Origin of the sequence: Anaerosolibacter sp., from assembly GCF_029240175.1 — a bacterium.
Lineage (GTDB): Bacteria > Bacillota > Clostridia > Peptostreptococcales > Thermotaleaceae > Anaerosolibacter.
Map to the genome: position 1 here is coordinate 1 of NZ_JARBTM010000012.1, position 25735 is coordinate 25735.

The following is a 25735-nucleotide window of genomic DNA, read 5'->3' on the forward strand; positions in this document are numbered from 1 at the left end:
TTCCCGAGTGGCTAAAGGGGGCGGACTGTAAATCCGTTAGCTGAGCTTTCGGTGGTTCGAATCCACCTCCCTCCACCAAAATATCATGCGGATGTAGTTCAATGGTATAAGCAGAGAACCAAAATCTATGATTTTGTGTGAATCGCTTAGTCTGAACAAGTCTGCTGATTGTACAGGTATTAAACCTATGATCACTTTAACATGCGGATGTAGTTCAATGGTAGAACTTCAGCCTTCCAAGCTGATAGCGTGGGTTCGATTCCCATCATCCGCTCCAAAACATGGGTGCATAGCTCAGTTGGATAGAGCAACGGCCTTCTAAGCCGTGTGTCCGGGGTTCGAATCCCTGTGCGCTCACCATTTTTACTTTGGGGTATAGCCAAGTCGGTAAGGCACCAGACTTTGACTCTGGCATTTCGTTGGTTCGAGTCCAGCTACCCCAGCCATTATGACCCATTAGCTCAGCAGGTAGAGCACTTGACTTTTAATCAAGGTGTCCCGCGTTCGAGCCGCGGATGGGTCACCAAATACGGAGGGGTGTCCGAGTGGTTTAAGGAGCTGGTCTTCTCAAGTAGGCTGAAGAGGACGGTTTGCTAAACCGTTAGACCGGGAAACTGGTGCGAGGGTTCGAATCCCTCCTTCTCCGCCATTAATGTGGGGGCTTTTAGCTCAGTTGGTTAGAGCGTCCGGCTCATAACCGGTAGGTCCGGGGTTCGAGTCCCTGAAGGCCCACCATCTTCACAGGGGTATAGTTCAGTTGGTAGAACAGTGGTCTCCAAAACCACGTGTCGTGGGTTCAAGTCCTGCTACCCCTGCCAAAACTTCATTTATTTGTATCGGGGTGTAGCGCAGTTTGGTAGCGCATCTGGTTTGGGACCAGAGGGCCGCGGGTTCAAATCCTGCCACCCCGACCATAACAAGGGCTTATAGCTCATCTTCTGATGTACTATTTTTTTATGTTTCAAATAGACGGGCAGGATGACCCTGCCACTACGTAGCATTATGCTTATTGGTAGGGGCGAGGTCTTCTCGCCTAATTATGATTTATCATTTTAACAGGAGTATAAATCAATAGTATCTTAAAAGATAGTCTTTTATACTTCAGAAAAAAGGTGTTTAAGAAGGGTAGACAGAAAACCAACGATCTCAGTATTTTGCTCTTGTTTTCCGATTTTTAATACTATCAGATGGTTAGGAATATTGAGTTGACTATTATGACGTTCATAGGAGATAGGGAAATCAGTGGTATTAACATATAAACAAGATTCACCTGACGAAAGGGTGCCTTTGCTCATGGGAATCTGAAGCTCGAAGGTATGGTCCCTATGGTGATAAGCAAATTTATAACCCAATTCATAACGCAAATGGTCATTGACAGAATTGGTAGAAGTGTAGAAGCCAAAGCACGTTAATGTAGTACCTTTTATCAACCGTTTATCTATATGGCATAATTGGTCTTCCTTTATATGAATTAGGAAGGGTGCAGAAGCTAAAAATTCATTAAAGTCCACTTTGTCAAGAATGGATAAACATTTGCTAAAAAAATATAGATCATCATAATTGTGCAGCAGGATCTTCTTTTTTATAGTCTCACTTGGCGAAATCTCATAAGCTTGGTAAAGCTCTACACTTTCTTTCCCGCTGATGGTATCTGTTCGAAAGATGTTCAAGCTTTGCTCTACTGACTTTAGTTTGCAGTCTTGCAGCTTCAGTAGTTCTTTCTTTCTACGAACAAATTTCAATATATCAAAGCTTTTGCGGGGATCGATTTCAGCACGAATACGATGTTTTCTACAGCGTTTGTTAAGAAAGGGGATATCAAAACTGTCACCATTATAGCTAATTAAAATATCAAAAGTTTTTATCCTATCTTGGAAAGCTTCTAGTAATGCTTTTTCCTCTCGACGATGATGACAGAAAAATTGTTCAATCACTATATGCTCACCTTGTACATAGAGGATGCCCGCCAAAATTACCTGATTATACTCAGGACTAAGGCCTGTGGTTTCGATATCAAAAACAACGAAGGAAAGATCCTTGAATACGGATAGAAAATTATCTGGCAGAGGGAGCCTTTCTTGAATAGAATAGTTAATAATTTCCAAAAAATCACCTCGATTGTATATAATTGCGTATGTATTCATATTACATTAGAAACAATAAATGGGGAAGGCCCTAAGTGAAAGATATCAACAGGATTAGATTTTTACCTATGGCCTATGATATAATGTTAATGTTATTTTACAATGAGAGAATAGGTTAAGTACTGACTGATGAGGAGGATTTGTGATTTTATGGATAAGGACTTGTTAAGAATCAAAGAGCAACTGAAAAATATAAACGGACAAGATCAGGAACGTTTATTTTTAATTGCGGAAGATATATTTAAGAAGCAAATTATTAATGTAGGGACTATTTCCTATGTAGAGCTTTTTCAAGAGGCAACCCTCAATATGGGGCAGTATTATCATGCACTGCAAAACGGTTTTCCTATTGATGAAAATGTAGCGACCATATACAAAAAACTTATGTCCTATGTAAGTGAATTACCAAGTATTCTAGGAAACTTTCAAGAAAGAATTACGGATATCAAAGAGTGGAGACGGGAAATCATTCAATATATCAGGTTATTGTCTGCCTATTATACGGAATCTGCATACATATATGAGATTGTTTCAGAGAAGTTGGGCGTTAGAGGAATGGAAGAGACTGGGTCAAAGAGCATCCAGCTAACACCCTTTTATCAGGATGTGGCAAAGTACTTATCAATAGATGTTCAGAAGATTCCCCATAAGATGAGTTACATTCTTTCTATTTTGCCCTTTCGTTTAACGAAACAATATTTTCTAGGGCGGGTCGAGGAAATATTGGCGAGGGTCAAGAAGGATTCTCCTGCCAACGGTTGGGAGAATATCCTACAGAGATATAGGGAACTGTTTGATGGCAGTAATTATAAGCTATATGGAAAAGAATTTGTTAAGTTCCATGAGAAAATTGAAGACCTTAAATCCTTGGATTTTAGAAAGTTATCTCAAGAGGATTTAAAATCTGCTCAACAGGAAGTAGAGCTCATGCTGAACAATCTATCTAGATTGATCCAAACATTTCAATCCTATGGATCTATAGCCAATAGAATATTGGTCATGCATATGATGGAATTTAAGGATTTTGAACGCGTGCTAGAAGGTGATGTGGTGATTCCTGATATCTATAAGCGATTTACGGAATTAAAATGGCTTGTAGAGAAAGAAAAGAACGATGCTACAGCTATAGGTTTAGAAGAATTATACGAGATCTGTAGGGAGAGAGGAAAGGAATTATATCAGCAGGCGAATGAATTAGGTGAATTATTCAGCTTATGTATGGATAAAATGCCAGGCGGTCTGAATGGTGAGATGGAAGCATATATTAGCCTGTCTCAGAGGATTGTTGCAGTAACCAATGATTATGAGCATGAAAATTACGATGATATCTTCATGGCGTCTGGAGATGTAATGAACAACGATCGTTCCATTCCATTATTTATTCGACAATTAGAAGAATCGCTAAGGTCGATGTCTACGGATCTAAGAAGGAGCAGAATGAGAAAATTGTTATCAGTGCTACCTATTCCTTTTACATCACCAGAAGAATTTTTTGATTATATGAAGAGCTCTTTGGAATTTAACACTACCGATGCTGAAAAGGCTTGGACAGTGGATCGAATTTATAGGATGATAACAATGAATGGAGAAAAAAATTAAACATAAGAAAAAAGATTTGTGGTAAACTTGGCAGCTTCTTTTAATAGAGGCTGTTTTTATTTTATAGAAAACAAACCTTTGAAAATCATCCGAATATAATGGATAAAAAGGAGGGATGTAAGATGGACTTTATGGAAAAGTTGGTTAGCAAAGTTTCTGAAGGTACAAAGGTGTTGTCTAAAAAAACCGATGAACTGTTAGAGGTCACAGAACTTAGGATGGAGATAAAAAATTTGGAAGATGAAATAGAGGAGGCAAAGCTTTTTATAGGTGAAATGGTGTATAGAAGCTACTTAGGAAAGGAAACAGGTACAGCAGAGATGCGGGAAAAGTGTAGAGAGATTGAGCAAATGTATTATAAAATTCAGCAACTGACCCAAGAAGTGAATCAGATTAGAGGGGTAAGGCTTTGTCCCCATTGCAGCATTGAAATTAGGGAATATATAAATTATTGTCCAAGCTGCGGCAACAAGATAATTTGAATTCCATGAGAAATACAGAGGAATTTAAAGATTTTTGTAGAATATAATAAATGTTATATTTGCTTTTAAATAACTATTTCTTTAGCAGGAAGGTGAATCGCTTGAAATTAGTTCGGACCAGCCAATTAGAAGAAGGCATGATTCTAGCTGAAGATATCATGGGAAAATACGATATCGTGTTTTTAACCAGTGGTACGGTGTTGAATGACCGCCATATCGAAAACTTGACAAAGCTAGACCTGCAGTATGTGTATGTGATGGAGAAGACAAATGAAGCCGTGTCCGATCAAATCCTTCCACCATCAGTTGTTATTGTCGATAGACAGCTTACCAAAGAATATAGTCAATCTATGGATCAATTTAAAAATGTATATCAAACCGTAGGATTAGGGAAAAAAATAGAGCGAGAGGTTGTCGAAAAGTCTGTACTTCCCCTGATGAAAGAAGTGGTCAAGAGCAATAATGTACTAGGAAGATTAAGGCAGATTGAATCAAATGATGCCTATACCTATAGACACTCTATGAATGTAGGAATTTTAGCTGCAATGATTGGAAAATGGCTGAATTATAGCGAAAAGGATCTGGAAAGCCTAACGACAGCTGCCATGCTCCATGATATTGGAAAATCCAAGATTCCTGAAGATATTATCAATAAGCCAGGTTCATTGACGGCAGAAGAGTATGAACTGGTGAAGAAGCACTCAAACTTTGGGTATGAAATATTAAAGAATTCCGAAGGAATGACCTTTGATATTCTTTGCGGCGTGCTGCAGCACCATGAGCGAATGGATGGCAGCGGGTACCCACTAGGAATCAAGGGAAATAGAATCCACGAGTTTGCCAAAATCATTGCCGTGGTAGACGTGTTTGACGCCATGACATCTCAAAAAGTATACCGCTCAAAAGCATCGCCATTTAAAGTAGCTGAGCATATTGTACAAAATAGCTTTGACACGCTTGATCCGTCTATAGCCAACATATTCTTAGAAAACATATCAAAATATTATGCTGGAAATATTGTAAAGTTAAACACTGGGGAAGTAGGGGAAATTGTATTGGTTAACAAACAATCTCCAACAAGGCCTTTGATAAAGATTAACGAGAAATTTGTTGATTTACTAAAGAATCAGGATTATGAAATTATTGACGTTATTGCTTAAATAGAATAAAAGGAGATCACTTATGGGTGATCTCCTTTTATTCTATTTATAGAAGCCTTTTTCAAACATGTCTTTTATCGTGTTGCGATCTGTTGTAATACTTAGGGCTAACATCAATTTGATCCTAGCTTTTTGACCTGGCATATTGCCTCCAAATACTACACCAAGATTTCGCAAGGTTCGCCCCGCACCTTCATAACCATAGGTATCTAAAACTCTTCCCATAGGACAGCGGGAGACCATAACAATAACCACATCTTTAGAGGTAGCATACTCAATGCCTGATACCATGTTAGGCGGAATATTGCCCCTGCCCATTGCTTCAATCACCAAACCCTTGGCACCTGAATCCACACAAAATCGAATCAACCGATCATCCATTCCGACAGCACATTTGATCAAGTCAACCTGATCCTCGATAGCATCAGTAATAATGTGATGATGCTTTGTAATGTCTCGATAAAAGATAACTTCGTCATTGTCTACAACCCCTAAAGGACCAAACTCAAGAGATTTAAAGGTATCTAAGCTTAAAGTATGGGTCTTTGTAACTTCACTGGCAGCATTTACCTCTGTGTTCATGACCACAAGCACACCTTTTCCCTTGGCTTGTTCTGAAACAGCAGTACATATAGCAGCTGATAGATTGCTCGGACCATCGTAGCCAAGCTCTGAGCTGCTCCGCATGGCGCCTACTACCACAATTGGTTTGGGCGTATCAATATTTAGGTCTAATAGGAAAGCGGTTTCCTCGAGGGAATCTGTACCATGGGTAATAACGACACCGGTAATATCCTCCCTGGATACCAGAGCTTTTATGGTTTTCGCTAAATCCATCATACGCACAGGTGTCATATGGGGGCCAGGGATTTTATCAAAATCTACAATTTCAATATCTGCCACTCTGTCAATATTGGTGACCATTGACATGATTTCTTCGCTGGACAATGCAGGGATTGCTGCAGCAATCCGCGGATCTATCTTCATAGAAATGGTACCGCCCGTAAAAACAACAGCTACTTTTTTTTCATTCGCCATAGGGTAACCTCCTAATCTATATATCAGTCTACTTAAAGCATATATGCAAAAAACTTGATTGTCAATCCGTTATTATGATAACAGATTATACCTAGTGATTTGATTGGGTGAAGGAATATCTGTTCAAAATCATTCTTTCGGTATAATTATCTATAGCTTGTTTCATGATGTGTATATAGATTATATTTATTGCAGGTATTTGAAAATAGGTGGTAGAATATATATACCAAAGAGGTGTTAGACATGATTTTGAGAACATTAATTGTAGATGATCAGATGGAAATGCGTAAGATTATGAAGCAAATATTAGATGAAGTGCCTTACGTAAAAGTTGTTGGTGAAGCAAAAAATGGCCTGGAACTCCTAGATTTCTCTTTGGAATTAAGTCCAGATATCATTTTTATTGATATAGAGATCCCAGGAATTAATGGAATTGAAGCTGCCAAAGAAATAAGAAAAAGAGACCCCGATGTACATCTAGTTTTTGCTACGGGATATAGGGATTATGCAGGGGAGGCTTTTGATGTCTATGCAACAGACTACATCCAAAAACCCTATAGTCGAGAAAGAATTATGCAAACACTTGATCGGGTAAAGAGTTTAATGAAGAAGGAAAAAAATGATGAAGAGAAGCTTGTGAGCATTCTAAGCAATCGTACCAAGAGATATATCAAGTTGGGAGATATTCTTTTCATTGAGTCTAGGAATAGAAAAATTTATGTTTTCACTGCCCAAGAGGAGATAGAATGTAATGAAACATTAAATGAAATCTACGACCTGTTGGATCAGCGGTTTATGAGAACTCACAAGTCTTTCATTGTAAATTTGGATAGAATTAGATGTGTAAAGCCAATGACCAGAACTTCCTATAGCGTGTATTTTGATGCCATAGAGCAGACGGCTTGTGTTTCCAAGGATTTGTTGGAGGAAATGGTGGAACGGGCTGAAAATATGAGTAAAAGGTGAAATGATGAAGAATAAGAACCTAATTGCAGTGATTGCCTATGATATCTCCCAGCTCTTGCTGTTAGGAATTTTTATCTATTATAATTTTATTATTGGTAGAGAAAAGTTTACGCCAGATGTGGAATATCAGATGAATATGGCATTGGGCACATTAATTATTGTATTAAGTATCCTCGGCATTTACATGAACCGAAGGATATTTGAAGTGTTCAAGCTTGAAAAGGAATATGAAATACAGCAAATTAACCTGAAGAATATCCATGCATTGAACAATTTACAGCGAAGTCAACGGCATGATTTTTTGAATCACCTTCATGTGATTCATCATTTGGCAGAATCGGAAGAAACGAAAGCATTAAAAAACTATGTAGAAAGAATCTATCAGGAGGTCTACGACGCAAATATCAAAGTGAATACAGGACTGATTGAGGTAGATGCACTGCTTCAATCTAAGCTAAGCATGGCAAAGATTAAAGGAATTGCTATCGAGATGATCAATGAAGCGAACTTAAAGGATATAAAGGTTGAACCCTGGAAGTTGATTAGTATTCTTGGCAATATCATTGATAATGCCATCGATGCATGTATGGAAGGAAATACTGACAACAGAAATATTACCGTTGAGCTGAGGGAAACGAAGTTCAAATATCTTTTTTCTATTAAGAATACAGGACCATTAATTTCTCACGATAATCTAGAGAAAATCTTTTCAACAGGGTTTACGACGAAAGGTGATCGAGGTCAGGGCTTAGGTTTGAGTATTTGTAAGAAATATGTTGAGGAGCATGATGGAAAAATTGAAGTAAAAAGTAATAGGGATGAAACCATATTCACTATTGAGTTTTATAGGTTTTAAAGCCACAATGACAAAATCACCAGTCCTCGGGGACTGGTGATTTTGTTGGTTTACGTTCAAAAGGGGTATTGGGAATAGAGATTATATTATCGAGGTTACCAGGGGGATAACCACTAAACAAATTATAACAAAATCCGACAAAATGCGCAACATTTTTTCGAAAAAATATATTGAATTCTTTTATGGTATGAAAAGGAAACATAAGTTATATTTGGTGATTCTTTCTTGCTTTTGTATTATAATTATAATATATTTTAATTGAGCACGAAAACGGAGGGATGGGGAGTATGAGAGAAAAGATTGAACAAGTGATAGAGAATTTACAACACAACGGAATGAAAGCAAGTTTTTTTGAAACCACGGACCAGGCAAAAAATTATATCCTAGAAACAATTGGAAACGGAAAAGATGTTGGAATTGGAGGGTCCATGACAATTATGGATATGAAGCTCCATGAATCCATAAAGGATGCCGGTAATCAAGTACATTGGCATTGGTTAGTAAGTACCCCTGAGGAGAGAACAGAAGCTGTTAATAAAGCAAATAGGGCGGATGTATATTTAACCAGTGCTAACGCTATAACCTTGCAGGGTGAAGTTGTTAATGTGGATGGAAATGGAAACAGGGTTTCAGCTATGATTTATGGCCCCAAGAAGGTAATCATTATTGGCGGAATCAATAAGATATGTAATGATTCTTTTGAAGCCATGGATCGTCTGAGAAAGGATGCTTCACCTCCTAACGCAAAAAGATTGAATCGAAAAACCCCATGTGTTACAACAGGAGAATGTCGAGACTGTAATTCCCCAGAACGTATTTGTAATGTCACCACCATCATTCATAAGAAGCCAGGATGTATTGGAGAAATGGAAATTATTATTGTAGGAGAAGAATTAGGCTATTAAGATTAACAATGCACGCTAAGCGTGCATTGTTTTATGTTGGCGGTAATTTTTCTGGACAATAGGTAATACTAAGTTTATCTAGAGAACAACTTTACAAAGGATTTATATTCATATACAATATGGAAAGATATAGGGAAATTTGTTATATGGGAGAGATTGACTGTGGAAGTGTATTTAGATAATAGTGCGACAACGAGACCCTCCGAGGAAGTTATTGAGATGGTAACAAAAGCTTTAAGGGATTCTTACGGAAATCCCTCATCTTTGCATCGAAAAGGCATAGAAGTTGAAAAGCTAATTAAGGCTGCTAGAAAGCAAGTTGCAAGGGCGCTAGGTGTAAAAGATGAAGAAATCATTTTTACCTCTGGTGGAACGGAGTCCAATAATATAGCCATTCTTGGAATCATCGAGGGAAACAAGCGGAAGGGAAATCGAATTATAACGAGTAAGATAGAGCATCCCTCTGTATTAAATGTTTTTAAGCGTTTAGAAACGAGAGGGTATGAAGTTATATACTTAGATGTAGATGAATGGGGTAAGATCAAAATAAAGCAGCTGCAAGAGGCATTGACCGATAATACCCTGCTGGTCAGTCTTATGCATGTGAACAATGAAGTGGGAACAGTACAACCCATTGAAGAGATTGGTAAGATGCTGCTGCAGCAAAAATCAAAACCATTTTTTCATGTGGATGCAATACAATCATTTGGTAAGTTAAAGTTAAATTTAGGGAAGCTGGGTATTGATATATTATCTATTAGCGGTCATAAGATTCATGGGCCCAAAGGAGTTGGTGCTGTTTTTGTAAAAAAAGGCGTGAAAGTTTACCCTTTGTTCTTGGGAGGAAATCAAGAAACGGGAATTCGGTCTGGTACAGAAAATGTCCCAGGGATATTGGGTCTTGGTGTTGCAGCAGAGAAGATATGGAATGGTCTAGATAAGCATTATGACCAATTAACTATATTAAGAGATAGGTTTTTGGAACGAGTTAGAAATGAAATACCTAATGTTAAGATAAATAGTTCAGAAGGACCTGATGGAGCACCTCATATTTTAAATATAAGTTTTATAGGTATCCGAGGGGAGGTTTTGCTCCACAGCTTAGAACAGGATGAAATTTATGTTTCAACAGGTTCGGCTTGTTCATCTAAAAAAAGCAGTCAAAGCCATGTGTTAAAGGCGATGAAGTTGAGTGATGATGAGATTGAGGGTGCGATACGGTTCAGTTTCTCCTATAATAATACGAGGGAAGAGATTGATTATGCAGTTGATCATCTAAAGAAGCATGTTGAAGAACTACGAAAGATTATGATGAGGTGATTGTGTGAAAAGAACATTGATTGTAAGATATGGTGAAATTGCGCTGAAGGGATTAAATAAATCTTATTTTGAACAGAAGCTTGTAAAGCATATACAGGCCAATATTCGGGACTTAGGAAATACGAGGGTATACAAATCAAATGGATTGGTTTTTGTAGAATTGAACGGACAAGATGAGGAGGAAGTGGTTGCCAGAGTTGTAAAGGTATTTGGCATTGTATCAGTTAGTCCTGCATGGAAAGTAGAGGCTGATCTAGATGTTATTAAGGAAACGGCGCTCAAGCTTACCATAGAAAGAGTAAAGGATGGACAATTTAAAACCTTCAAGGTAGAAAGCCGGAGGGGAGACAAGAGCTTTCCTCTGAACTCTCCGCAGATATGTAGAGAAGTAGGCGGATATATATTGCAGGGAATAGAAGGATTAAAGGTAGACGTCCATGAACCGGAACTATCTATTCATATTGACGTAAGAGATAAAGCATATATCTACGCTGAAAAAATTCCAGGGTTTGGGGGCTTGCCCTTGGGAACCAATGGGAAAGCGATGCTTCTTTTATCAGGGGGAATCGATAGCCCAGTGGCAGGATGGATGATGGCTAAAAGAGGTGTGGATATACAGGCTGTCCATTACCATAGTTATCCTTTCACCAGCGACCGTGCCAAGGAGAAGGTCATGGATCTAGCTAAGATTCTAGCCACGTACTGCGGCAATATACGTCTCCATGCTGTAAATCTATTACCGATTCAAAAGGAGATTAATGAAAAATGTCCAGAAGAAGAAATGACGATTCTTTCTAGACGATTTATGATGAAAATTGCTGAACAAATTGCTATAAGCAATGGATGCCATGCATTAATCACCGGTGAAAGCATCGGGCAGGTAGCCAGTCAGACAATAGAAGGTTTAACGGTAACCAATGAAGCCGTTACCTTGCCGGTATTTCAACCATTAATTGCCTTGGATAAGGTTGATATTGTTGAATTAGCGAAGAAAATTGGTACTTTTGAAACCTCTATCCTGCCCTATGAGGATTGTTGTACTGTATTTTTACCAAAAAGACCGGTTACGAAGCCAAGAGTGGAAAGAATTAAAGAATCTGAGAATAAACTAGATGTGGAAGGGTTAATTGAGAAAGCTATAGCAGATATGGAGGTAATAAAAATATCAGCAGAGGAATAGCATAAACTATAAATGGCATAAAGGGGGAATTCGCCATGACAAAGTTCTTGTTACGATGGATTGCCAGCGCTGCATCCATATACATCACTGCAGCTTTATTTGAGAATGTCTATATTACAGGTTTTGACGCAGCTATGCTGGCAGCAGTGATTCTAGGAATTGCCAATATGATTGTGAAACCAATCATCGTTTTGTTCACACTACCCATAAATATTGTAACACTAGGGCTTTTCACACTGGTGATCAATGGGTTTGTGCTAAAAATTACAGCAGGGCTTGTCAGCGGGTTTATGATCAATGGATTATTTACGGCCATATTGGCCTCTGTTGTGTTGAGTATCGTTCATGTGGTATTGAGCGGTATTTTAGGTGTAAAAAAAGATTAAAAATAGGGAGACTTATGTCTCTCTTTTTTGTTCCGTAATAGGAATAATATTTACGTATTAGGGAATCATACATTGTTGGATTTTGTTAATCGTCATAAAATTTCATTTTATGATAAAAAAAGTCAGTGTAAATTACAAAACTAGCTATTTTTCACCGAAGGAAAAACTATTGCATTAAAGAATATGTAATAGGTGCTAAAAAATGATACATAAGATTAGGCAAAGGAGGGGTCCAATTGCGTCTTAGTTTTGAGAACATCAACAAAGGTCTAGTAATCAAACTGGATGGGGAGTTAGATCATCATACAGCTGAAGAAATTCGTGATGAGATTGACAGAGAGATAGAGCATTATGGAGCGAAAAATATCATTTTTGACTTATCAGGAATGAATTTTATGGATAGCTCTGGTATAGGTGTTATCATCGGAAGATACAAGAAGGTTAGTAAAATGGGAGGAGAAGTTGCTGTAGTAAATATCAATAGTCGTGTCGAGAGAATTTTCAAAATGTCGGGGTTATTTAATATTGTCAAAAGATTTGAAAGTAAAACGCAAGCTGTAGACAGCTTATAAAGGGGTGAGTCGTTTGTCCATACAGAATCATATGAGATTAGAATTTCTCAGTAAGTCGCAAAATGAAGCTTTTGCAAGAGTTGTTGTAGCTTCCTTTGCTGCACAGTTGGATCCTACTATCGAAGAGTTGGCTGATGTAAAGACAGCGGTTTCAGAGGCTGTGACCAACGCCATCATTCATGGTTATGAAGATAAAATAGGCAATGTCATTATTGAGTGTTCTATTCAAGACAATAAGATTGAGATCATGATTATTGATCATGGAAAAGGAATCGATGATGTGGAAGAGGCAAGACAACCTCTATACACTTCAAAGCCAGAACTAGAGAGGTCTGGTATGGGATTTACAGTCATGGAAACCTTTATGGATGAAGTAGAAATTCAATCACTAAAAGATGTAGGAACAAAAATAAGAATGGTTAAACGTTTTGAAAGTCGTTAGAAATAAGGGGTAGATTATATGACTATGACTGCATTCTCAGAAGACAATAATGAAATATTAAGTCATGAGGAGACCATCATATTAATTCAAAGGGCACAGGCGGGAGATAGAACAGCCCAGAGTATCCTTGTAAATCATAATCTAGGATTGGTAAGAAGTGTCTTGAAAAGATTTGCCAATAGGGGTTATGAAAGAGAGGATTTGTTTCAGCTTGGATGTATCGGCCTCGTTAAGGCTATTGAGAAATTTGATATAAGTTACGAAGTGAGATTTTCTACCTATGCAGTACCGATGATTATCGGAGAAATCAAACGATTTTTACGAGATGATGGGATCATTAAAGTGAGTAGATCTCTAAAACAGGCTGCAGGGAAGATAAAAGGCGCAAAAGAGATTTTATTTCAAAGATTAGGTAGGGAACCAACATTACAAGAGTTAGAAGACGAAACCGAAATTTCAAAAGAAGATATTGTCATGGCATTGGATTCAAATATCCAGCCTGACTATCTATACGATGTTATACATCAAGATGATGGTTCACCGGTTCATTTGATCGATAAAATCAGCGAAACGAACACAGAGGATGATACTGAAGTTGTAGACCGCTTAGCGCTGCAGGAGGTACTGTCTAAGTTAAAGCCTAGGGAAAGGCAGATTATAATACTGCGTTATTTCAAGGATAAGACTCAGACGGAAATCGCAGAAGTTATCGGGATATCTCAGGTTCAGGTTTCGAGAATTGAAAAAAAGGTACTACAACAATTAAAGGAGTTATTGATAAAGGCATAATCATTATGTCTTTATTTTTTTGTTGAAATACTCTACATAAAAATCAAAGAATTATCCCACAGATTATAGTAAATACTATGTTTATAGACAGAATGGAGTGATGATCATGGAAGTCAAATATCGTAGACTACTGTGGGTTATGATGCTTGTAATAGTCATTTCTTTCGCAACAGTATTCATTTTAAACAATAAATCTGGAACCAATAAGTATACAAGGGCTAAGTTGATTTACATTCAAGAGAATGCTATGAAGCAAAGGTTGTGAAAAAGTGGATTATCAGGACGCGGTCTATGTTCAGTTAAAGGATAGCTTGGTCGCTGTGAACCCTTCCTGCTTAAAGGTGAGGGATGTGGCGATTATTTTAGCGGGTAAAGAAATCAAGGAATCACTCCTAAACCTTGAAATCTTGAGCAAGAAAGATATGAAAAAAATGTATATAGTAGTTTCTATTCTGACAGTGATAGAGAAGATGAAGGAACTTTATCCAGACCTAGCCATTATCCCAGTAGGTGAGTCAGAATTACTGGTAACAATAGAAAAAGCTTCCAAAGAAGATAAGAATATTTCATCGTACTTAAAGATTGCTGTGGTTGCTTCTATTCTCTTTGTAGGAACTGGATTGGCTATCATGAATTTTCATGCGGATGTAAATATGGGTGAGGCCCATAAGGTCTTATATAAGCTAATTACAGGAAATGATGAGAATAGGCCATTAATTCTTCAAATCCCTTACTCAATAGGTATTGGCTTAGGGATGACGCTATTTTTTAATCATTTTCTTCCTAAACACAGTAATGAACCTAGTCCCATGGAGGTTGAAATGTATCTATATAAACAGAATATGGATGAATATCTTTTGAACAATGAAAAAAACACGGAGGAAAGTGAATGATTAGCTGGAGATGATAGGGATGCTCAAATATGTAGCTGCCTTTGTAGGACTAGCTGAAGGTATTGTGGTGGGAAGTGCTGTAGTGGCCTTTATCACATTGTTAGATATCGTGCCCAGACTGGCCCAAGTTACTGAAACTGAAAATTATATTGGATTCTACGAGATTGTTATCATTTCATCAGGTACAATCGTTTCATGGGCATGGTTTTCAAATGTATCATTAAATGCGGGGAAAGTAATTTTAGCGCTGGTAGGTCTTCTCATGGGGGTATTTGTGGGGCTATTAGCATCGGCTTTGACTGAAGTTACCAATGTCATTCCAGTAATCATCAATAGATTTCAACTGCATGATTATATACGGTATGTCCTTGGATCACTGGTAACAGGAAAAGTAGTAGGATCCTTGATTTACTGGATACTAATTAATAAATAGGAGATGAAGTCAATGGACAGAAACTATCAAGATATCATCAACAAAGTAGATTTGACTTGGAATGTAGTGAATGAAATGAAGAAACGACATGATTTTGAATCTATACAAATTAGTAGAAATATCTTAGATGGCAATGGAAAAGCCTCTATCGAACAACTGAGACTATAGGTCATCATAGCAAGGGAAAGAGGTATAGCGATGGAAAATAAGAAGCTTCAAAGTATCAACAAACAGCAAGAATATAATGAATATGTACAACAAAAGATACCAAAGCCAACTTACTTTAAAAATTGCATTTGGGCTTTTATTGTAGGAGGGTTGATCTGCGTTTTTGGGCAGTTTCTAGCAAATATATTTAAGGGAATGGGATTAAATAAAGAAGATGTTGCCTCGGCCGTACCTATGACCTTGGTATTTCTAGGTGCTTTTTTTACAGGATTAGGTGTGTACGATCAGCTTGGTAAGCGGGCAGGTGCTGGTTCTATTGTACCGATAACTGGATTCGCCAATTCTATCGTATCACCAGCCATGGAGTTTAAGAGAGAGGGCTATGTTTTTGGTGTCGCAGCCAAAATGTTTGTATTGGCTGGCCCTGTACTTGTTTATGGATATGGATCATCCATTATTGTTGGATTGTTATATTATTTTTTAGGTAGATAGGAGGTTGTGCAAATTGGCATCAAAAAAACTAGGCAAGCAAACGGTAAAGTTTGACCATCCTCCGGTGATTATAGGAACAGCAGCCACTGTAGGACCAAAGGAAGGTCAAGGTCCGCTAAGTAGTTACTTTGATACTGTCTTATCAGATGATCTCTATGGAGAAAACAGCTGGGAGCTGGCTGAGAGTAAAATGCTCAGAGAAACGGTTAAATTAGCAGTGCAAAAATCAGATAAGAATATTACTGACATGGAGTATATGCTCTCGGGAGATTTATTAAATCAGCTTATGTCTGCTACCTTTGCAGCAAGAGACTTAGGAATACCGTTTTTTGGATTATATGGAGCGTGTTCGACCATGACTGAATCACTAAGCCTTGGTTCCATGCTGATAGATGGGGGATATGCTAAGCATCTAGTGGCAGTAACATCCAGTCATTTTAGTGCTGCAGAGCGGCAGTTTAGATTCCCTTTAGAATTAGGAAATCAGAGACCGTTAACGGCCCAGTGGACAGTCACAGGGTCAGGAGCAGCTATATTGGCATCCTATGGACAAGGGCCAAGAATAACCCATGTAACAACAGGTAAAGTTATTGATTTAGGGATCAAAGATGCTAACAATATGGGAGCAGCCATGGCTCCAGCGGCTGCAGATACGATTGCTACCCATTTTGAAGATACAGGCTTCGCTCCTGAGAGTTACGATTTAATTGTTACTGGTGATCTGGGAGCCATTGGGAAAGAGATTACGCAAGAAATGGTATATGATCGAGGCTACAATATTGCAAAGGTATACAATGATTGTGGATTAATGATTTTTGACAATAAAGCACAAGATACCCATGCAGGTGGAAGTGGGTGTGGATGCTCTGCATCGGTATTTTGTGGCTATATTTATCAACAGCTGCAAAAAAACAAATTAAATCGTGTGCTGCTGATATCGACTGGGGCGTTGCTGTCTACGACCAGTGCCCAGCAGGGGCAGTCGATACCAGGAATCGCTCACGCTGTAACGATTACGAATAATGTTAAGGGTTAGGAGGATGCATATGGATTATGTTCGTGCTTTCATTGTTGGAGGTGCTATTTGTGTAATTGGACAGCTCTTAATGGATGGAACGAAGCTGACACCTGCCCATGTATTGGTATTATTTGTGACTTCAGGTGTTGTGTTAACTGCTTTAGGAATATATGAACCCATTGTGGACTTTGGTGGTGCAGGTGCGACAGTGCCATTACCTGGTTTTGGCTATGCTTTAGCAAAAGGTGCTATCAAAGCTACGAAGGCAAACGGAATCTTAGGCGCTTTTACAGGAGGTGTGACGGCAACCGCAGGGGGCGTAGCAGCAGCGATTTTCTTTGGATACTTGATGTCAGTACTGTTTACACCAAAGTCGAAAAAATAAATGACAGAGAGGAACTGAGGAATGACAAAAAAAAGAAGAGTAATTTTGGTTACAGACGGCGATTCAGTAGCGCAAAGAGCAGTAGAAAAAGCTGTAAGCAATATTGGTGGAAGGTGCATTTCCCGTTCAGGTGGAAATCCTACCCCTGTAACTGGCATCGAAATTGTTGATCTCATAAAGACCGCAAAACATGATCCCGTTGTTGTAATGGTTGATGACAAAGGGTCTTCGCGGACGGGTCAAGGAGAATGGGCTCTATATGAAGTTGCAAATCATCCTGATATCGATATTATAGGAGTGATCGCTGTAGCTTCTAACACCCAAGGTGTAAATGGAATTGAAGTGGACTTCTCTATCAGTCGAGATGGCAAGATTGTTAAGGGTGCCGTAGATAAAGATGGATTTCCTAAACGGGGAAATGTATTATATGGGGATACCGTAGATATCATAGAAAAATGTCAAGTGCCTTTGATAATCGGTATTGGGGATATTGGTAAGATGGCAGGAAAGGATGATTGTGAGATTGGGGCGCCCATCCTTACAAAAGCCATGGAAGAATTAATTAGAAAGAGCAGCAAAAAGGAAGAAGCAAATGATAAGCAGATATAATAACCAATAATAAAAAGATTACCACTCTTTTGGAGTGGTAATCTTTTTATTATTGGTTATCTGAATTGCTATCAATGATATCCGGTTGTGGATCTTCTGACATATCATTATTGCCATTCATATCATCAGGTATGAATGGAGGCGCTGTAGGATTTAGAGGATCAATGATTGTTCCATCACTTCCAGGATAGTGAACATCACATTCCCCTGGCACTTCATAAATATAGTCATTTGGTAAAACACCTGAAGCAGGATTAATAGGAATTTTTCTCTGTACAAAAACACGCTTTTCAATCAGTGTAGGTGGACAGTATGGAGTAGCCAATTTATTGGTACTTGTATCGATTTCAACTTCGACATGAACATCGTCATAATCTCCAGGTACAGTTCCTTTAATGAAGTATTCAGAGCGCACTGTATTTCTAGGATCAAGATAGCTTAGCTGGGTTGGAAGCTTACCTGATTTGGTATCAACCTGAGCAGAAACTACGTTTTCAGGCCTCTGGAAGCTTCTAGGCGGAAGTCCTGCATGAACCTTGGACATTACGGTTTTCCAGAGCTGGGCACTAACTGTACTTCCACTGGCCAGCTGCATCTGCACATCATTTCCAATCCATACACCGCCTACATAATAAGGGGTATAACCAACAAACCAAGCATCATAGTTATCAGAAGTAGTACCTGTCTTACCAGCTACAGGAATACTGTCATTACCATTATCCAATTTTGCTCTGTTACCTGTACCGCCGCTTACAACACTTTTTAGCATATCTGTCACAATAAAGGCAACCTCAGGCTTTACAACGAGATTCTTAAAGCTTGTGTGCTCTAGAATCACATTTCCGTCACGATCGGTTATTTTTACAAAGGATTTTGGACTTGTATAAACACCGCCGTTGGCTAATGCTCCGTAAGCAGCAGTAATCTCTAAAGGTGATATACCGTTGGTCATACCTCCCAGTGACATGGCAGCAAGGTTTAAGTCACTGGTACCACCTTGATCATCTACGGTTGTAATACCAAACTTCTTCAAATAATCTAAAGAGGTATTCACGCCAATTTGTTCAGTGATCTTTACAGCCAGAACATTGATAGACCACTGGAGGCCTTCTCTTAAAGTTGAAAGACCATGGAAGCCTTTATAGGAGTTCTTAGGCCAAAGGTTACCCTTTTCGTCGTAATTTGGCGCATCATCCACCACATCGGCCGCAGTCCAACCATTATCGATGGCTGGTGTATATACGGATAAAGGCTTGATGGCAGAACCAGGCTGTCTAGGGTTAATGGCACGGTTGTACAATCTCCGGCCTTTAATATCACGACCGCCTACCAATGCCTTGATCTCACCTGATTGATGATCCATGATCACCATGGCTGATTGGGGTTGGACTACACCCTGATCGCTTATATAAAAGTGTTCTTTGTTTACAAGTAAAGTGCCATTATCTGTTTTCCCGAAGAAATCAGGATTACTATCCAAGAATTCTTTGCTGATGACTAGATTTTTCTTATCATCATAGGATTTATATTGATGAGGGATATTCATAGGACCGCCTTTGTACATAAGGTATTCTTTATCCGTACTAAGGCTATAGACATCCCTTACATTTGATTGAACTCCTATAATATTACCATTTTCATATAATGGATCAAAGCTTAGTTGGTGTCCTTTTAAGAGAATTAAGTTTCCTGCAGGGTCAAATTGATAGCCGTTTTTCGAAATCATCAACTGACCATTGGCGTTGATCAAGTTTTCATATTTAAATAATAAAACAGATCCTGTTTTGTTAAGTATATTGCCTGCCTTGTCTTTCTTTGCTACAAGTTGTGGAAAGTTCTTGCTGTCTTCATATGCTTTTTCTAATTCTTTTTGTATATTTAAATCCATTGTACTGTAGATACGAAGCCCTTGGTTATATAGCATATCCTTTGCTTCTTCTTCTGTTTTATCTAATTCTTTCATTAGGGCTTGTATGACATCGTGTTTCACTTGATCAACGAAATAGGAAGTGATACCAGTAGAAACTTGACGCCCGCCTGGTTTTAAGCGGCTCTTAATATCGACACTTAATGCTGACTGATATTCTTCCTCAGTAATCATGTTTTCGTCTTTCATCAGCTTTAAAACCAAAGATTGTCTCTCTTTAAATCTTTCGTCATATACAATTGTATAAATAGCATCAGAGTCATCAATGATAAAATGTTTACTTGGATCGATATCCTCTTTGCGCAATGTTTTCAGTGGTGAAAACTTCGATGGATTCTTGGTAATCCCTGCAATTAGCGCTGATTCGGCCAAATCTAATTCACTAACGTCCTTTGAAAAATATGCATGGGAGGCTGCTTGGACACCCCTGGCACCTGCCCCAAAATAAGAAGAGTTAAGGTATGCTGTAAGAATTTGATTCTTACTTAACTGACTTTCAATCTGCATAGCATAATAGGCTTCAATAATCTTTCTACTATATGCCTTTTCATTAGACAGGTAGAGATTTTTGGCCAATTGCTGGGTGATGGTGCTGGCACCCTGAACCTTAGCACCGGCTTTCAAGTTTTCTAATGCAGCACGAACTATACCTTTAATACTTACTCCGTTATGCTTTTCGAAATTTCTATCCTCGATAGCAATAATAGCATTTTTTAAGTGGACAGGTATTTGATCATATTCCACAGGAATTCTAAGTTCATTGCTTTCGACTTTTTCGATCAGATTGCCCTCTTTATCAAAGATAAAGGAGTTTTCTGACAATACAGAATCAAGCTTTGCCACATCGATAGGTTTTGCCGATTTGACAAGGGCAAATACCAATCCGCCCAATGCGCCTGAACCAATGAAACCAACCAATAGGATAAACACAAGGATGATTCTCAATATGCTATATTTTTTCTTCTTTTTTTTCTTTTTCGTATTTCGCTCATTATTCTCTGACAAAGTAATCCCTCCTAATACACTAAGGAAAAGCAAAGTGCAAGTACACAACTTGAAATCATTATATCATATTCGCCAAAGTATGTTAATAAGATTCAGTTTTCAATTCGGTTACATTGAAAAGACTACAGCATAGCGTGAGGTTCATCTAAGATTCCTTTTGATCCTGAAAGCATTTTTATGAGCGGATATAGACTTCGTAAATATGGAGCTCATAGCATAGGGAAAAACTGAAAATCATTATTGAAAACAATAAACAATATGATAAAATATCTATAAATAAACAAATATTTGTAGAATTGTTTAATGCGATGAAATGGTTTCACTTGATAGATAGGGGGATTCTTATGGACGTGAGGAGCGTGTTTTATGTAGGTGATGCTTGGACATCTATACTAAACAGGAAGGACACGAAAGCGTTACAAGAACTTTGTGAAAGTTGTATAGATTATTATCAACTCCATGGAGAAATGGATGTACCAATGAATGCAGCAGAGGAATTATTTGACGAGTTACCTCCTGGAAAGACGGGGGAGGATAAGATTGTTATCGGTTTATTCAAAGCTGAGGAAGAAATCATTGGTATTATTGAAACCATAAAAGGCTATCCCGACCATGACTGTTGGTTTATTGGACAAATGATGATAGACCCAAAGTATAGGGGACAAGGGGTTGGGCATGATTTTTATAAGGGCCATGAAGCTTGGACATATAGTCAAGGTGCAGAAAGACTAAGATTAGGCGTACTGCAAGAGAACAAGAGGGCCTACCAGTTTTGGCAAGGATTAGGATTTGAAAAAATTGATACGAGGGAGAACTACAGAATTAAAGATAAGGTGACTGTGGTTTATGTCATGGAGAAAAAAATCAAACGTAATATAGGTAAGTAGTTGTCAATTCAACAGTTTTTACTGTACAAACCAGCATAAAAAGCAGTTTCACAGATACGAAGCTTCACGTTGGTCCTAGAGAGCAATGTTTCCGCTGATAATAGAATATCTATAAAGTTGATAAGCTCCTTATTCTGAATCTTGGAATGGAGCTTTATTTTTTTAAAAAACATAAGGATTCGATTTGATAAAGTTTGAATATCTGCTGGAATATAAGGATTTGTAAGATAATTAAATTCATTTCTATATTGATCAATACCGCCTAACTCTGCGAATACAGATTTTAATACATATCCTAGGGCAAAATAATATACCTCAGGTTCGTTGAATAGGGTCGAGGTATCAATTCTGAAAATCACCTCAAACTTTTCTTGTAATACATTTGAATCCATTATGGTTCCTCCTAGCTTCGTCAACTTACCTATAGGATACCATAGGAGCTACCCCATGGAAAGGGATATATTCATTAGAGCATGTGTGGAGAAAAGTCGGAAAAAAGGCTAGGGATTTAAATGCTTAAGGAAAATATTGTTATAAAAGGGATGATTAGAGAACAAGATTAGACAACAAAATGAGACAAAAATATGTTAAAATATCAATGGTACATAGAAAATACATAATTAGGGGGTAAAAATGAAAAGCATTCGAACCAAAATAATCATACTTGTGTGCTGTATTAGTATTTTAGGACTTGCTATTTCAGGCGTTGTAGGCTATTATCTTGCCTCAAAAAGCATAACAAAGGAATCCCTTGGAAAGCTTCAGATGGCTTCTGACAAATATGGAGAAACTATAAATAGCTGGCTTCTTACCCAGGGAAAAGGTATTGAAGAAATTGGAGACAGCATCATGCTCCATGATCAATATGATACAGAAACACTATTAGGTTATTTAACCAATCGGACGGAGTCCAATGAGTATAGCATTGCGGTTTATTTAGGTTTTTTTGATAATCGTTTCGTTTCAGGAGATGGATGGATTGCGCCTGATGATTATAAATGCACTGAGCGGGATTGGTATAAGGAAGCAGTGGATAGAAAAGAACTCATTTACACTGCCCCTTACGTTGATGCAACCACAGGAAAAATGATTATTACTATTGCAAAGCCAATCATGGAGAATGGACAAGTAATGGGCGTCTTAGGCTCTGATATTGAAATACAAAGAATTGTTGAACTCATCCAAGGAGCGAAGCCTTTTGAAAATAGTTATGGTTTCTTGATGGATCAAGACCAGAACATTATGGTTCACCCTCATAAAGATTTTACGCCTACGGCTGATCGTGTCGTAAACATTTCGGCTGTTATGGAAGGGAAACTGATGAATGTTTTGAGTAATAAGGAGAATAGCACGACGCCTTTAGCAGACTATGATGATAATGAACGATATTTTTCAAGTGCAGTGATTCCTTCTGCAAAATGGACAGTTGGATTCGCCATACCTGTTTCGGAGGCAGAAAAATCTATGAATGGATTGATTCAGGGTTTTGTTTTGGCACTAATCATTTCCCAGGCAATTGCCCTAATCTTGACGTTCCTCTTAGGACACTCTATCACAAAACCAATTATCGGGTTAACGAGGTATGCAGAGAACATCGCAAATTTAGATTTAAGAAATAATATAGACCAAAGATTCCTTTCAATGAAGGATGAGACTGGTCGGCTGGCTTCGGCATTTCAGTCAATTGTTGAGAGCTTGAGAAAGATATCCGTTCAAATTCTTGATTCTGCTGAGCATGTTGCGTCTGCATCTGAACAGCTAATAGCAACATCAGAACAGTCAGCTCAGGCATCTGAGCACATTGCTTCATCAGCTGAGGAAGTAACCCAAAGTGCAGAATTACAGGTAAAAGAGATTATGAATACAGCTGCTGCCATAGAAAATATTTCGTTACAAATTGAGGGGGTATCTAAGAATACCCAGCACATTAATGAACTAGGTGAGCAGGTTGCCCAGCAATCAAACACTGGAAAAGAAGAAATACAAAAGGTTATCCAGCAGATGAATCATATTCGTCAAAGTGCTCAACAGGTAGGTAAATCTTTAAGGGGAATTACAGGCAGTTCTGATAAAATGAATGAAATTACCGATGTGATCAAAGGGATCGCAGATCAAACAAGCTTATTGGCTCTTAATGCATCTATTGAAGCTGCTAGGGCTGGAGAACAAGGTAAAGGATTTGCAGTGGTTGCTGGAGAAGTAAGGAAGCTTGCTGAAGAATCCCAAAAGGCTGCACAAGAGATCAGTGATTTGATCCATGAAAACCAGGCAAGTATCAAAGATGCCAACATAGCGATGGACACCAGTACAGAAGAAGTAAAAAAAGGAATTGCAATTGTCCAAGTAGCTGAGAAAACCTTTGTAGATATATCTTTATGGATTGAACAAATCAGCCAACAAATAGAAAGAGCAGCCAAGGCTGTGGAAGAAATATCTCAAAGTACAAATGCTGTTGTGACTGCTGCAGGTAAAATTGAGACAATCAGTACAAATGTATCAAGTCAGATTCAAAATGTTTCAGCAGCCACAGAGGAACAAACTGCTTCAATGGAAGAAATTGCTTCATCCAGTTGTAGTTTAGGAGAGTTGGCTCAAAATTTAAAGGATACAGTCAAGGCATTTAAACTATAAAATTATATGATTTTTTGTTTAAGCATCTAGGACTTGGGTATAAGACTATAAATAACTATGCCCAGGAGGAAGTCAAATGACCGTATGCGATAAGAAATTTTGTTCTTGCCCGGATGAAAATTGTGAGATTCATGGACAATGCTGCGTATGCATTCAGTTTCATTTAGAGGATGGTTCTTTGGTCCATTGTATGAAAGAATTTGCTGGCAAAAGCAGTCAAAGCTGAGGAAATTTCCTCAGCTTTGACTGCTTTTTGGTATAAAAATGTCACAAAATATAACTTTGAGCATGGAATTCGATGTTACTTTTTAACACGATTGTAGGTTGTATTTGAGTTAAATTACTAGAAGGATATTCTCCTTTTACCAAAAAATCAAAGAGCATTTTTGTGGCAACATAACTTTGAGTAGATATTTTCTTATCAATAAGTGCGGTTAAGATGTTTTTCTCCAGGTAGCTGATGCTATCAGAAAAACAGTCATTTCCTACTAGCTTGATTTTTCCTTGTAAATTCATTTCTTCAATCAATTCGCAGATCAAAACAGTATGTCGTGCACTTTGAGCGTAAATGGCATAAATATCTTTGGTGTTTAAAATTGTGTTCCGTAATTGCTCTTTAACAAGATTTACATCGTGTCCGTAGGTGTAGATCAAATTGCTCCCAGGGAAATTAGTCTCTATATAGTTTTTAAAACCTAAGAAATTGTAATATTGGTCCAACATGGACAAATCACCAATCGGATTACCTGTCAAAATAATATTGGGGGAAAAGTCTGTAGGATGAAATGAAGTTAGTAATTCGGCAGCAAGATTACCAACCATCTCGTCATAGCATTTTACGCAGCAAAATCTTAAGTCTTTATATAGATCAGACCCTAATAATGCGATAGGAATATTTTTTTGTGAAAATTTTTCTAGAAAGTATGAAGAGTTACTGTCGTCCACAGCGATGGTTAATAATCCGTCTATCTCATCGGCGTATAGATCATATACTTCTTTTAGCTTATCCCCGTGGCTGTTCTTTTGTAAAGGATAGTAAAAGTCTAGTGACTTGATATTAAATTCTGAAACCTGATCCAGAAAACGCCTGGCACCAATCCAAAGGTTCATATAGTAATACTTGTTGTTCATTGTTGGTTCTGGGAGAACAATTGCAATTTTAAAATCCTTTCGTTTTAACGAGGAGGCCATGTAGTTGGTTTTATACCCCATCTGTGATGCTAACTGTTTGATTTTTAGCACCATTTCTTCACTGACACCGTCTTTTCCTTGCAGGGCGCGGTGTACGGTAGTAACACTAATGCCCAAGTCTTTGGCAATATCTTTCATTGTCACCTTTTCGTACATGTTATATAGCTCCTTTTAAAAGCATACAAATTGTAAAATATATTACAATGATATAGTAAATACCAAGTTGTGTCAATGAAACAAAGCAAACGATTACGTAA

Annotated in this window: 28 protein-coding genes and 8 tRNA genes; 31 read left to right on the plus strand and 5 right to left on the minus strand. The window is 38.0% G+C overall.

Going from position 1 to position 25735, the window contains the following annotated elements; translation table 11 throughout:
- Nucleotides 1-203 precede the first annotated feature (203 nt).
- The 8 genes from K0R93_RS09885 (at nucleotide 204) to K0R93_RS09920 (ending at nucleotide 914) form a co-directional block, all read left to right on the plus strand.
- Nucleotides 204-277, plus strand: a tRNA-Gly gene (locus K0R93_RS09885).
- 6 nt (nucleotides 278-283) lie between these two features.
- Nucleotides 284-360, plus strand: a tRNA-Arg gene (locus K0R93_RS09890).
- Between the two features lie 9 nt (nucleotides 361-369).
- A tRNA-Gln gene (locus K0R93_RS09895) sits at nucleotides 370-446 on the plus strand.
- Nucleotides 447-450: 4 nt separating this feature from the next.
- Nucleotides 451-526: transfer RNA gene (locus tag K0R93_RS09900), tRNA-Lys, on the plus strand.
- 5 nt (nucleotides 527-531) lie between these two features.
- A tRNA-OTHER gene (locus K0R93_RS09905) sits at nucleotides 532-649 on the plus strand.
- Nucleotides 650-658: 9 nt separating this feature from the next.
- Nucleotides 659-735 (plus strand) — tRNA-Ile (locus K0R93_RS09910).
- Nucleotides 736-742: 7 nt separating this feature from the next.
- A tRNA-Trp gene (locus K0R93_RS09915) sits at nucleotides 743-818 on the plus strand.
- 19 nt (nucleotides 819-837) lie between these two features.
- Nucleotides 838-914: transfer RNA gene (locus K0R93_RS09920), tRNA-Pro, on the plus strand.
- A 180-nt stretch (nucleotides 915-1094) separates the two neighbouring features.
- On the opposite strand, the gene K0R93_RS09925 is transcribed toward K0R93_RS09920, so the two are convergent.
- Nucleotides 1095-2105 carry a ribonuclease H-like domain-containing protein gene (locus K0R93_RS09925; RefSeq protein ID WP_300300670.1) on the minus strand — a complete coding sequence of 337 codons (1011 nt, stop codon included), beginning with the start codon at nucleotides 2103-2105 and terminating at the stop codon, nucleotides 1095-1097.
- 189 nt (nucleotides 2106-2294) lie between these two features.
- Here K0R93_RS09925 and K0R93_RS09930 point away from each other — a divergent pair, with 189 nt between their 5' ends.
- The 3 genes from K0R93_RS09930 (at nucleotide 2295) to K0R93_RS09940 (ending at nucleotide 5385) form a co-directional block, all read left to right on the plus strand.
- Entirely contained in the window at nucleotides 2295-3743 is a 1449-nt protein-coding gene (locus K0R93_RS09930; RefSeq protein WP_300300673.1) for a hypothetical protein, read from the plus strand.
- Between the two features lie 122 nt (nucleotides 3744-3865).
- Nucleotides 3866-4225 (plus strand): hypothetical protein, encoded by a 360-nt coding sequence (locus tag K0R93_RS09935; RefSeq protein ID WP_300300676.1) that lies wholly within the window; start codon nucleotides 3866-3868, stop codon nucleotides 4223-4225.
- A 101-nt stretch (nucleotides 4226-4326) separates the two neighbouring features.
- On the plus strand, nucleotides 4327-5385 hold the full coding sequence (locus tag K0R93_RS09940; RefSeq protein WP_300300679.1) for an HD-GYP domain-containing protein: 1059 nt from the start codon (nucleotides 4327-4329) through the stop codon (nucleotides 5383-5385).
- Between the two features lie 42 nt (nucleotides 5386-5427).
- Here K0R93_RS09940 and K0R93_RS09945 read toward each other — a convergent pair whose 3' ends face one another.
- Complete coding sequence (locus K0R93_RS09945) at nucleotides 5428-6423, minus strand: asparaginase (RefSeq protein ID WP_300300683.1); 996 nt, start codon at nucleotides 6421-6423, stop codon at nucleotides 5428-5430.
- 243 nt (nucleotides 6424-6666) lie between these two features.
- Here K0R93_RS09945 and K0R93_RS09950 point away from each other — a divergent pair, with 243 nt between their 5' ends.
- The 17 genes from K0R93_RS09950 (at nucleotide 6667) to K0R93_RS10030 (ending at nucleotide 17837) form a co-directional block, all read left to right on the plus strand.
- Nucleotides 6667-7389 (plus strand): LytR/AlgR family response regulator transcription factor, encoded by a 723-nt coding sequence (locus K0R93_RS09950; protein WP_300300686.1) that lies wholly within the window; start codon nucleotides 6667-6669, stop codon nucleotides 7387-7389.
- 4 nt (nucleotides 7390-7393) lie between these two features.
- On the plus strand, nucleotides 7394-8245 hold the full coding sequence (locus K0R93_RS09955; protein WP_300300689.1) for a sensor histidine kinase: 852 nt from the start codon (nucleotides 7394-7396) through the stop codon (nucleotides 8243-8245).
- 287 nt (nucleotides 8246-8532) lie between these two features.
- A complete protein-coding gene (locus K0R93_RS09960; protein WP_300300692.1) occupies nucleotides 8533-9150 on the plus strand; it encodes a lactate utilization protein in 618 nt (205 codons plus the stop codon).
- 162 nt (nucleotides 9151-9312) lie between these two features.
- Nucleotides 9313-10470 (plus strand): cysteine desulfurase family protein, encoded by a 1158-nt coding sequence (locus K0R93_RS09965; RefSeq protein ID WP_300300695.1) that lies wholly within the window; start codon nucleotides 9313-9315, stop codon nucleotides 10468-10470.
- A 4-nt stretch (nucleotides 10471-10474) separates the two neighbouring features.
- Entirely contained in the window at nucleotides 10475-11650 is a 1176-nt protein-coding gene (gene thiI, locus K0R93_RS09970) for a tRNA uracil 4-sulfurtransferase ThiI (RefSeq protein WP_300300698.1), read from the plus strand.
- A gap of 35 nt (nucleotides 11651-11685) precedes the next feature.
- Nucleotides 11686-12036: a phage holin family protein gene (locus tag K0R93_RS09975; protein WP_300300701.1), complete on the plus strand. Its 351-nt coding sequence runs from the start codon at nucleotides 11686-11688 to the stop codon at nucleotides 12034-12036.
- Nucleotides 12037-12272: 236 nt separating this feature from the next.
- A complete protein-coding gene (gene spoIIAA / locus K0R93_RS09980) occupies nucleotides 12273-12608 on the plus strand; it encodes an anti-sigma F factor antagonist (RefSeq protein ID WP_300300704.1) in 336 nt (111 codons plus the stop codon).
- Nucleotides 12609-12639: 31 nt separating this feature from the next.
- On the plus strand, nucleotides 12640-13050 hold the full coding sequence (gene spoIIAB, locus K0R93_RS09985; protein WP_425323458.1) for an anti-sigma F factor: 411 nt from the start codon (nucleotides 12640-12642) through the stop codon (nucleotides 13048-13050).
- Between the two features lie 18 nt (nucleotides 13051-13068).
- Entirely contained in the window at nucleotides 13069-13839 is a 771-nt protein-coding gene (gene sigF / locus K0R93_RS09990; protein ID WP_300300711.1) for an RNA polymerase sporulation sigma factor SigF, read from the plus strand.
- A 106-nt stretch (nucleotides 13840-13945) separates the two neighbouring features.
- Nucleotides 13946-14104: a hypothetical protein gene (locus tag K0R93_RS09995; RefSeq protein WP_300300714.1), complete on the plus strand. Its 159-nt coding sequence runs from the start codon at nucleotides 13946-13948 to the stop codon at nucleotides 14102-14104.
- A gap of 4 nt (nucleotides 14105-14108) precedes the next feature.
- Nucleotides 14109-14732 carry a stage V sporulation protein AA gene (locus K0R93_RS10000; RefSeq protein ID WP_300300717.1) on the plus strand — a complete coding sequence of 208 codons (624 nt, stop codon included), beginning with the start codon at nucleotides 14109-14111 and terminating at the stop codon, nucleotides 14730-14732.
- Between the two features lie 19 nt (nucleotides 14733-14751).
- Nucleotides 14752-15165, plus strand: coding sequence for a stage V sporulation protein AB (locus K0R93_RS10005; RefSeq protein ID WP_300300720.1), 414 nt, complete (start codon nucleotides 14752-14754; stop codon nucleotides 15163-15165).
- Nucleotides 15166-15177: 12 nt separating this feature from the next.
- The gene (locus tag K0R93_RS10010) at nucleotides 15178-15333 is read left to right on the plus strand and encodes a hypothetical protein (RefSeq protein ID WP_300300723.1); all 156 of its coding nucleotides are present in this window, start codon (nucleotides 15178-15180) and stop codon (nucleotides 15331-15333) included.
- 30 nt (nucleotides 15334-15363) lie between these two features.
- Nucleotides 15364-15825 (plus strand): stage V sporulation protein AC, encoded by a 462-nt coding sequence (gene spoVAC / locus K0R93_RS10015; RefSeq protein ID WP_300300726.1) that lies wholly within the window; start codon nucleotides 15364-15366, stop codon nucleotides 15823-15825.
- A gap of 13 nt (nucleotides 15826-15838) precedes the next feature.
- Nucleotides 15839-16861, plus strand: coding sequence for a stage V sporulation protein AD (spoVAD, locus tag K0R93_RS10020; RefSeq protein WP_300300729.1), 1023 nt, complete (start codon nucleotides 15839-15841; stop codon nucleotides 16859-16861).
- 4 nt (nucleotides 16862-16865) lie between these two features.
- The gene (gene spoVAE, locus K0R93_RS10025; protein WP_442870180.1) at nucleotides 16866-17228 is read left to right on the plus strand and encodes a stage V sporulation protein AE; all 363 of its coding nucleotides are present in this window, start codon (nucleotides 16866-16868) and stop codon (nucleotides 17226-17228) included.
- A gap of 21 nt (nucleotides 17229-17249) precedes the next feature.
- On the plus strand, nucleotides 17250-17837 hold the full coding sequence (locus K0R93_RS10030) for a stage V sporulation protein AE (RefSeq protein WP_300300735.1): 588 nt from the start codon (nucleotides 17250-17252) through the stop codon (nucleotides 17835-17837).
- Between the two features lie 49 nt (nucleotides 17838-17886).
- Here the strand turns inward: K0R93_RS10030 and K0R93_RS10035 are convergent, their stop codons facing one another.
- A complete protein-coding gene (locus tag K0R93_RS10035; protein WP_300300738.1) occupies nucleotides 17887-20769 on the minus strand; it encodes a transglycosylase domain-containing protein in 2883 nt (960 codons plus the stop codon).
- A gap of 344 nt (nucleotides 20770-21113) precedes the next feature.
- Here K0R93_RS10035 and K0R93_RS10040 point away from each other — a divergent pair, with 344 nt between their 5' ends.
- On the plus strand, nucleotides 21114-21656 hold the full coding sequence (locus K0R93_RS10040; protein ID WP_300300741.1) for a GNAT family N-acetyltransferase: 543 nt from the start codon (nucleotides 21114-21116) through the stop codon (nucleotides 21654-21656).
- An 8-nt stretch (nucleotides 21657-21664) separates the two neighbouring features.
- On the opposite strand, the gene K0R93_RS10045 is transcribed toward K0R93_RS10040, so the two are convergent.
- The gene (locus tag K0R93_RS10045) at nucleotides 21665-22048 is read right to left on the minus strand and encodes a hypothetical protein (protein WP_300300744.1); all 384 of its coding nucleotides are present in this window, start codon (nucleotides 22046-22048) and stop codon (nucleotides 21665-21667) included.
- 241 nt (nucleotides 22049-22289) lie between these two features.
- Here K0R93_RS10045 and K0R93_RS10050 point away from each other — a divergent pair, with 241 nt between their 5' ends.
- Together K0R93_RS10050 and K0R93_RS10055 are read left to right on the plus strand one after the other, a co-directional pair.
- On the plus strand, nucleotides 22290-24287 hold the full coding sequence (locus tag K0R93_RS10050) for a methyl-accepting chemotaxis protein (RefSeq protein ID WP_300300747.1): 1998 nt from the start codon (nucleotides 22290-22292) through the stop codon (nucleotides 24285-24287).
- A gap of 76 nt (nucleotides 24288-24363) precedes the next feature.
- The gene (locus tag K0R93_RS10055) at nucleotides 24364-24513 is read left to right on the plus strand and encodes a hypothetical protein (RefSeq protein ID WP_300300750.1); all 150 of its coding nucleotides are present in this window, start codon (nucleotides 24364-24366) and stop codon (nucleotides 24511-24513) included.
- 41 nt (nucleotides 24514-24554) lie between these two features.
- On the opposite strand, the gene K0R93_RS10060 is transcribed toward K0R93_RS10055, so the two are convergent.
- Nucleotides 24555-25634: a LacI family DNA-binding transcriptional regulator gene (locus K0R93_RS10060; RefSeq protein ID WP_300300753.1), complete on the minus strand. Its 1080-nt coding sequence runs from the start codon at nucleotides 25632-25634 to the stop codon at nucleotides 24555-24557.
- Between the last annotated feature and the right edge of the window lie 101 nt (nucleotides 25635-25735).

Coding starts and splice junctions, on each gene's coding strand:
- K0R93_RS09930 (WP_300300673.1), top strand. CDS start 2,295: ATGGATAAGGACTTGTTAAGAATCAAAGAGCAACTGAAAAATATAAAC.
- K0R93_RS09935 (WP_300300676.1), top strand. CDS start 3,866: ATGGACTTTATGGAAAAGTTGGTTAGCAAAGTTTCTGAAGGTACAAAG.
- K0R93_RS09945 (WP_300300683.1), bottom strand. CDS start 6,423: ATGGCGAATGAAAAAAAAGTAGCTGTTGTTTTTACGGGCGGTACCATT.
- K0R93_RS09950 (WP_300300686.1), top strand. CDS start 6,667: ATGATTTTGAGAACATTAATTGTAGATGATCAGATGGAAATGCGTAAG.
- K0R93_RS09955 (WP_300300689.1), top strand. CDS start 7,394: ATGAAGAATAAGAACCTAATTGCAGTGATTGCCTATGATATCTCCCAG.
- K0R93_RS09960 (WP_300300692.1), top strand. CDS start 8,533: ATGAGAGAAAAGATTGAACAAGTGATAGAGAATTTACAACACAACGGA.
- K0R93_RS09975 (WP_300300701.1), top strand. CDS start 11,686: ATGACAAAGTTCTTGTTACGATGGATTGCCAGCGCTGCATCCATATAC.
- spoIIAB (WP_425323458.1), top strand. CDS start 12,640: ATGAGATTAGAATTTCTCAGTAAGTCGCAAAATGAAGCTTTTGCAAGA.
- sigF (WP_300300711.1), top strand. CDS start 13,069: ATGACTATGACTGCATTCTCAGAAGACAATAATGAAATATTAAGTCAT.
- K0R93_RS09995 (WP_300300714.1), top strand. CDS start 13,946: ATGGAAGTCAAATATCGTAGACTACTGTGGGTTATGATGCTTGTAATA.
- K0R93_RS10005 (WP_300300720.1), top strand. CDS start 14,752: ATGCTCAAATATGTAGCTGCCTTTGTAGGACTAGCTGAAGGTATTGTG.
- K0R93_RS10010 (WP_300300723.1), top strand. CDS start 15,178: ATGGACAGAAACTATCAAGATATCATCAACAAAGTAGATTTGACTTGG.
- spoVAC (WP_300300726.1), top strand. CDS start 15,364: ATGGAAAATAAGAAGCTTCAAAGTATCAACAAACAGCAAGAATATAAT.
- spoVAE (WP_442870180.1), top strand. CDS start 16,866: ATGCATATGGATTATGTTCGTGCTTTCATTGTTGGAGGTGCTATTTGT.
- K0R93_RS10030 (WP_300300735.1), top strand. CDS start 17,250: ATGACAAAAAAAAGAAGAGTAATTTTGGTTACAGACGGCGATTCAGTA.
- K0R93_RS10040 (WP_300300741.1), top strand. CDS start 21,114: ATGGACGTGAGGAGCGTGTTTTATGTAGGTGATGCTTGGACATCTATA.
- K0R93_RS10045 (WP_300300744.1), bottom strand. CDS start 22,048: ATGGATTCAAATGTATTACAAGAAAAGTTTGAGGTGATTTTCAGAATT.
- K0R93_RS10050 (WP_300300747.1), top strand. CDS start 22,290: ATGAAAAGCATTCGAACCAAAATAATCATACTTGTGTGCTGTATTAGT.
- K0R93_RS10055 (WP_300300750.1), top strand. CDS start 24,364: ATGACCGTATGCGATAAGAAATTTTGTTCTTGCCCGGATGAAAATTGT.
- K0R93_RS10060 (WP_300300753.1), bottom strand. CDS start 25,634: ATGTACGAAAAGGTGACAATGAAAGATATTGCCAAAGACTTGGGCATT.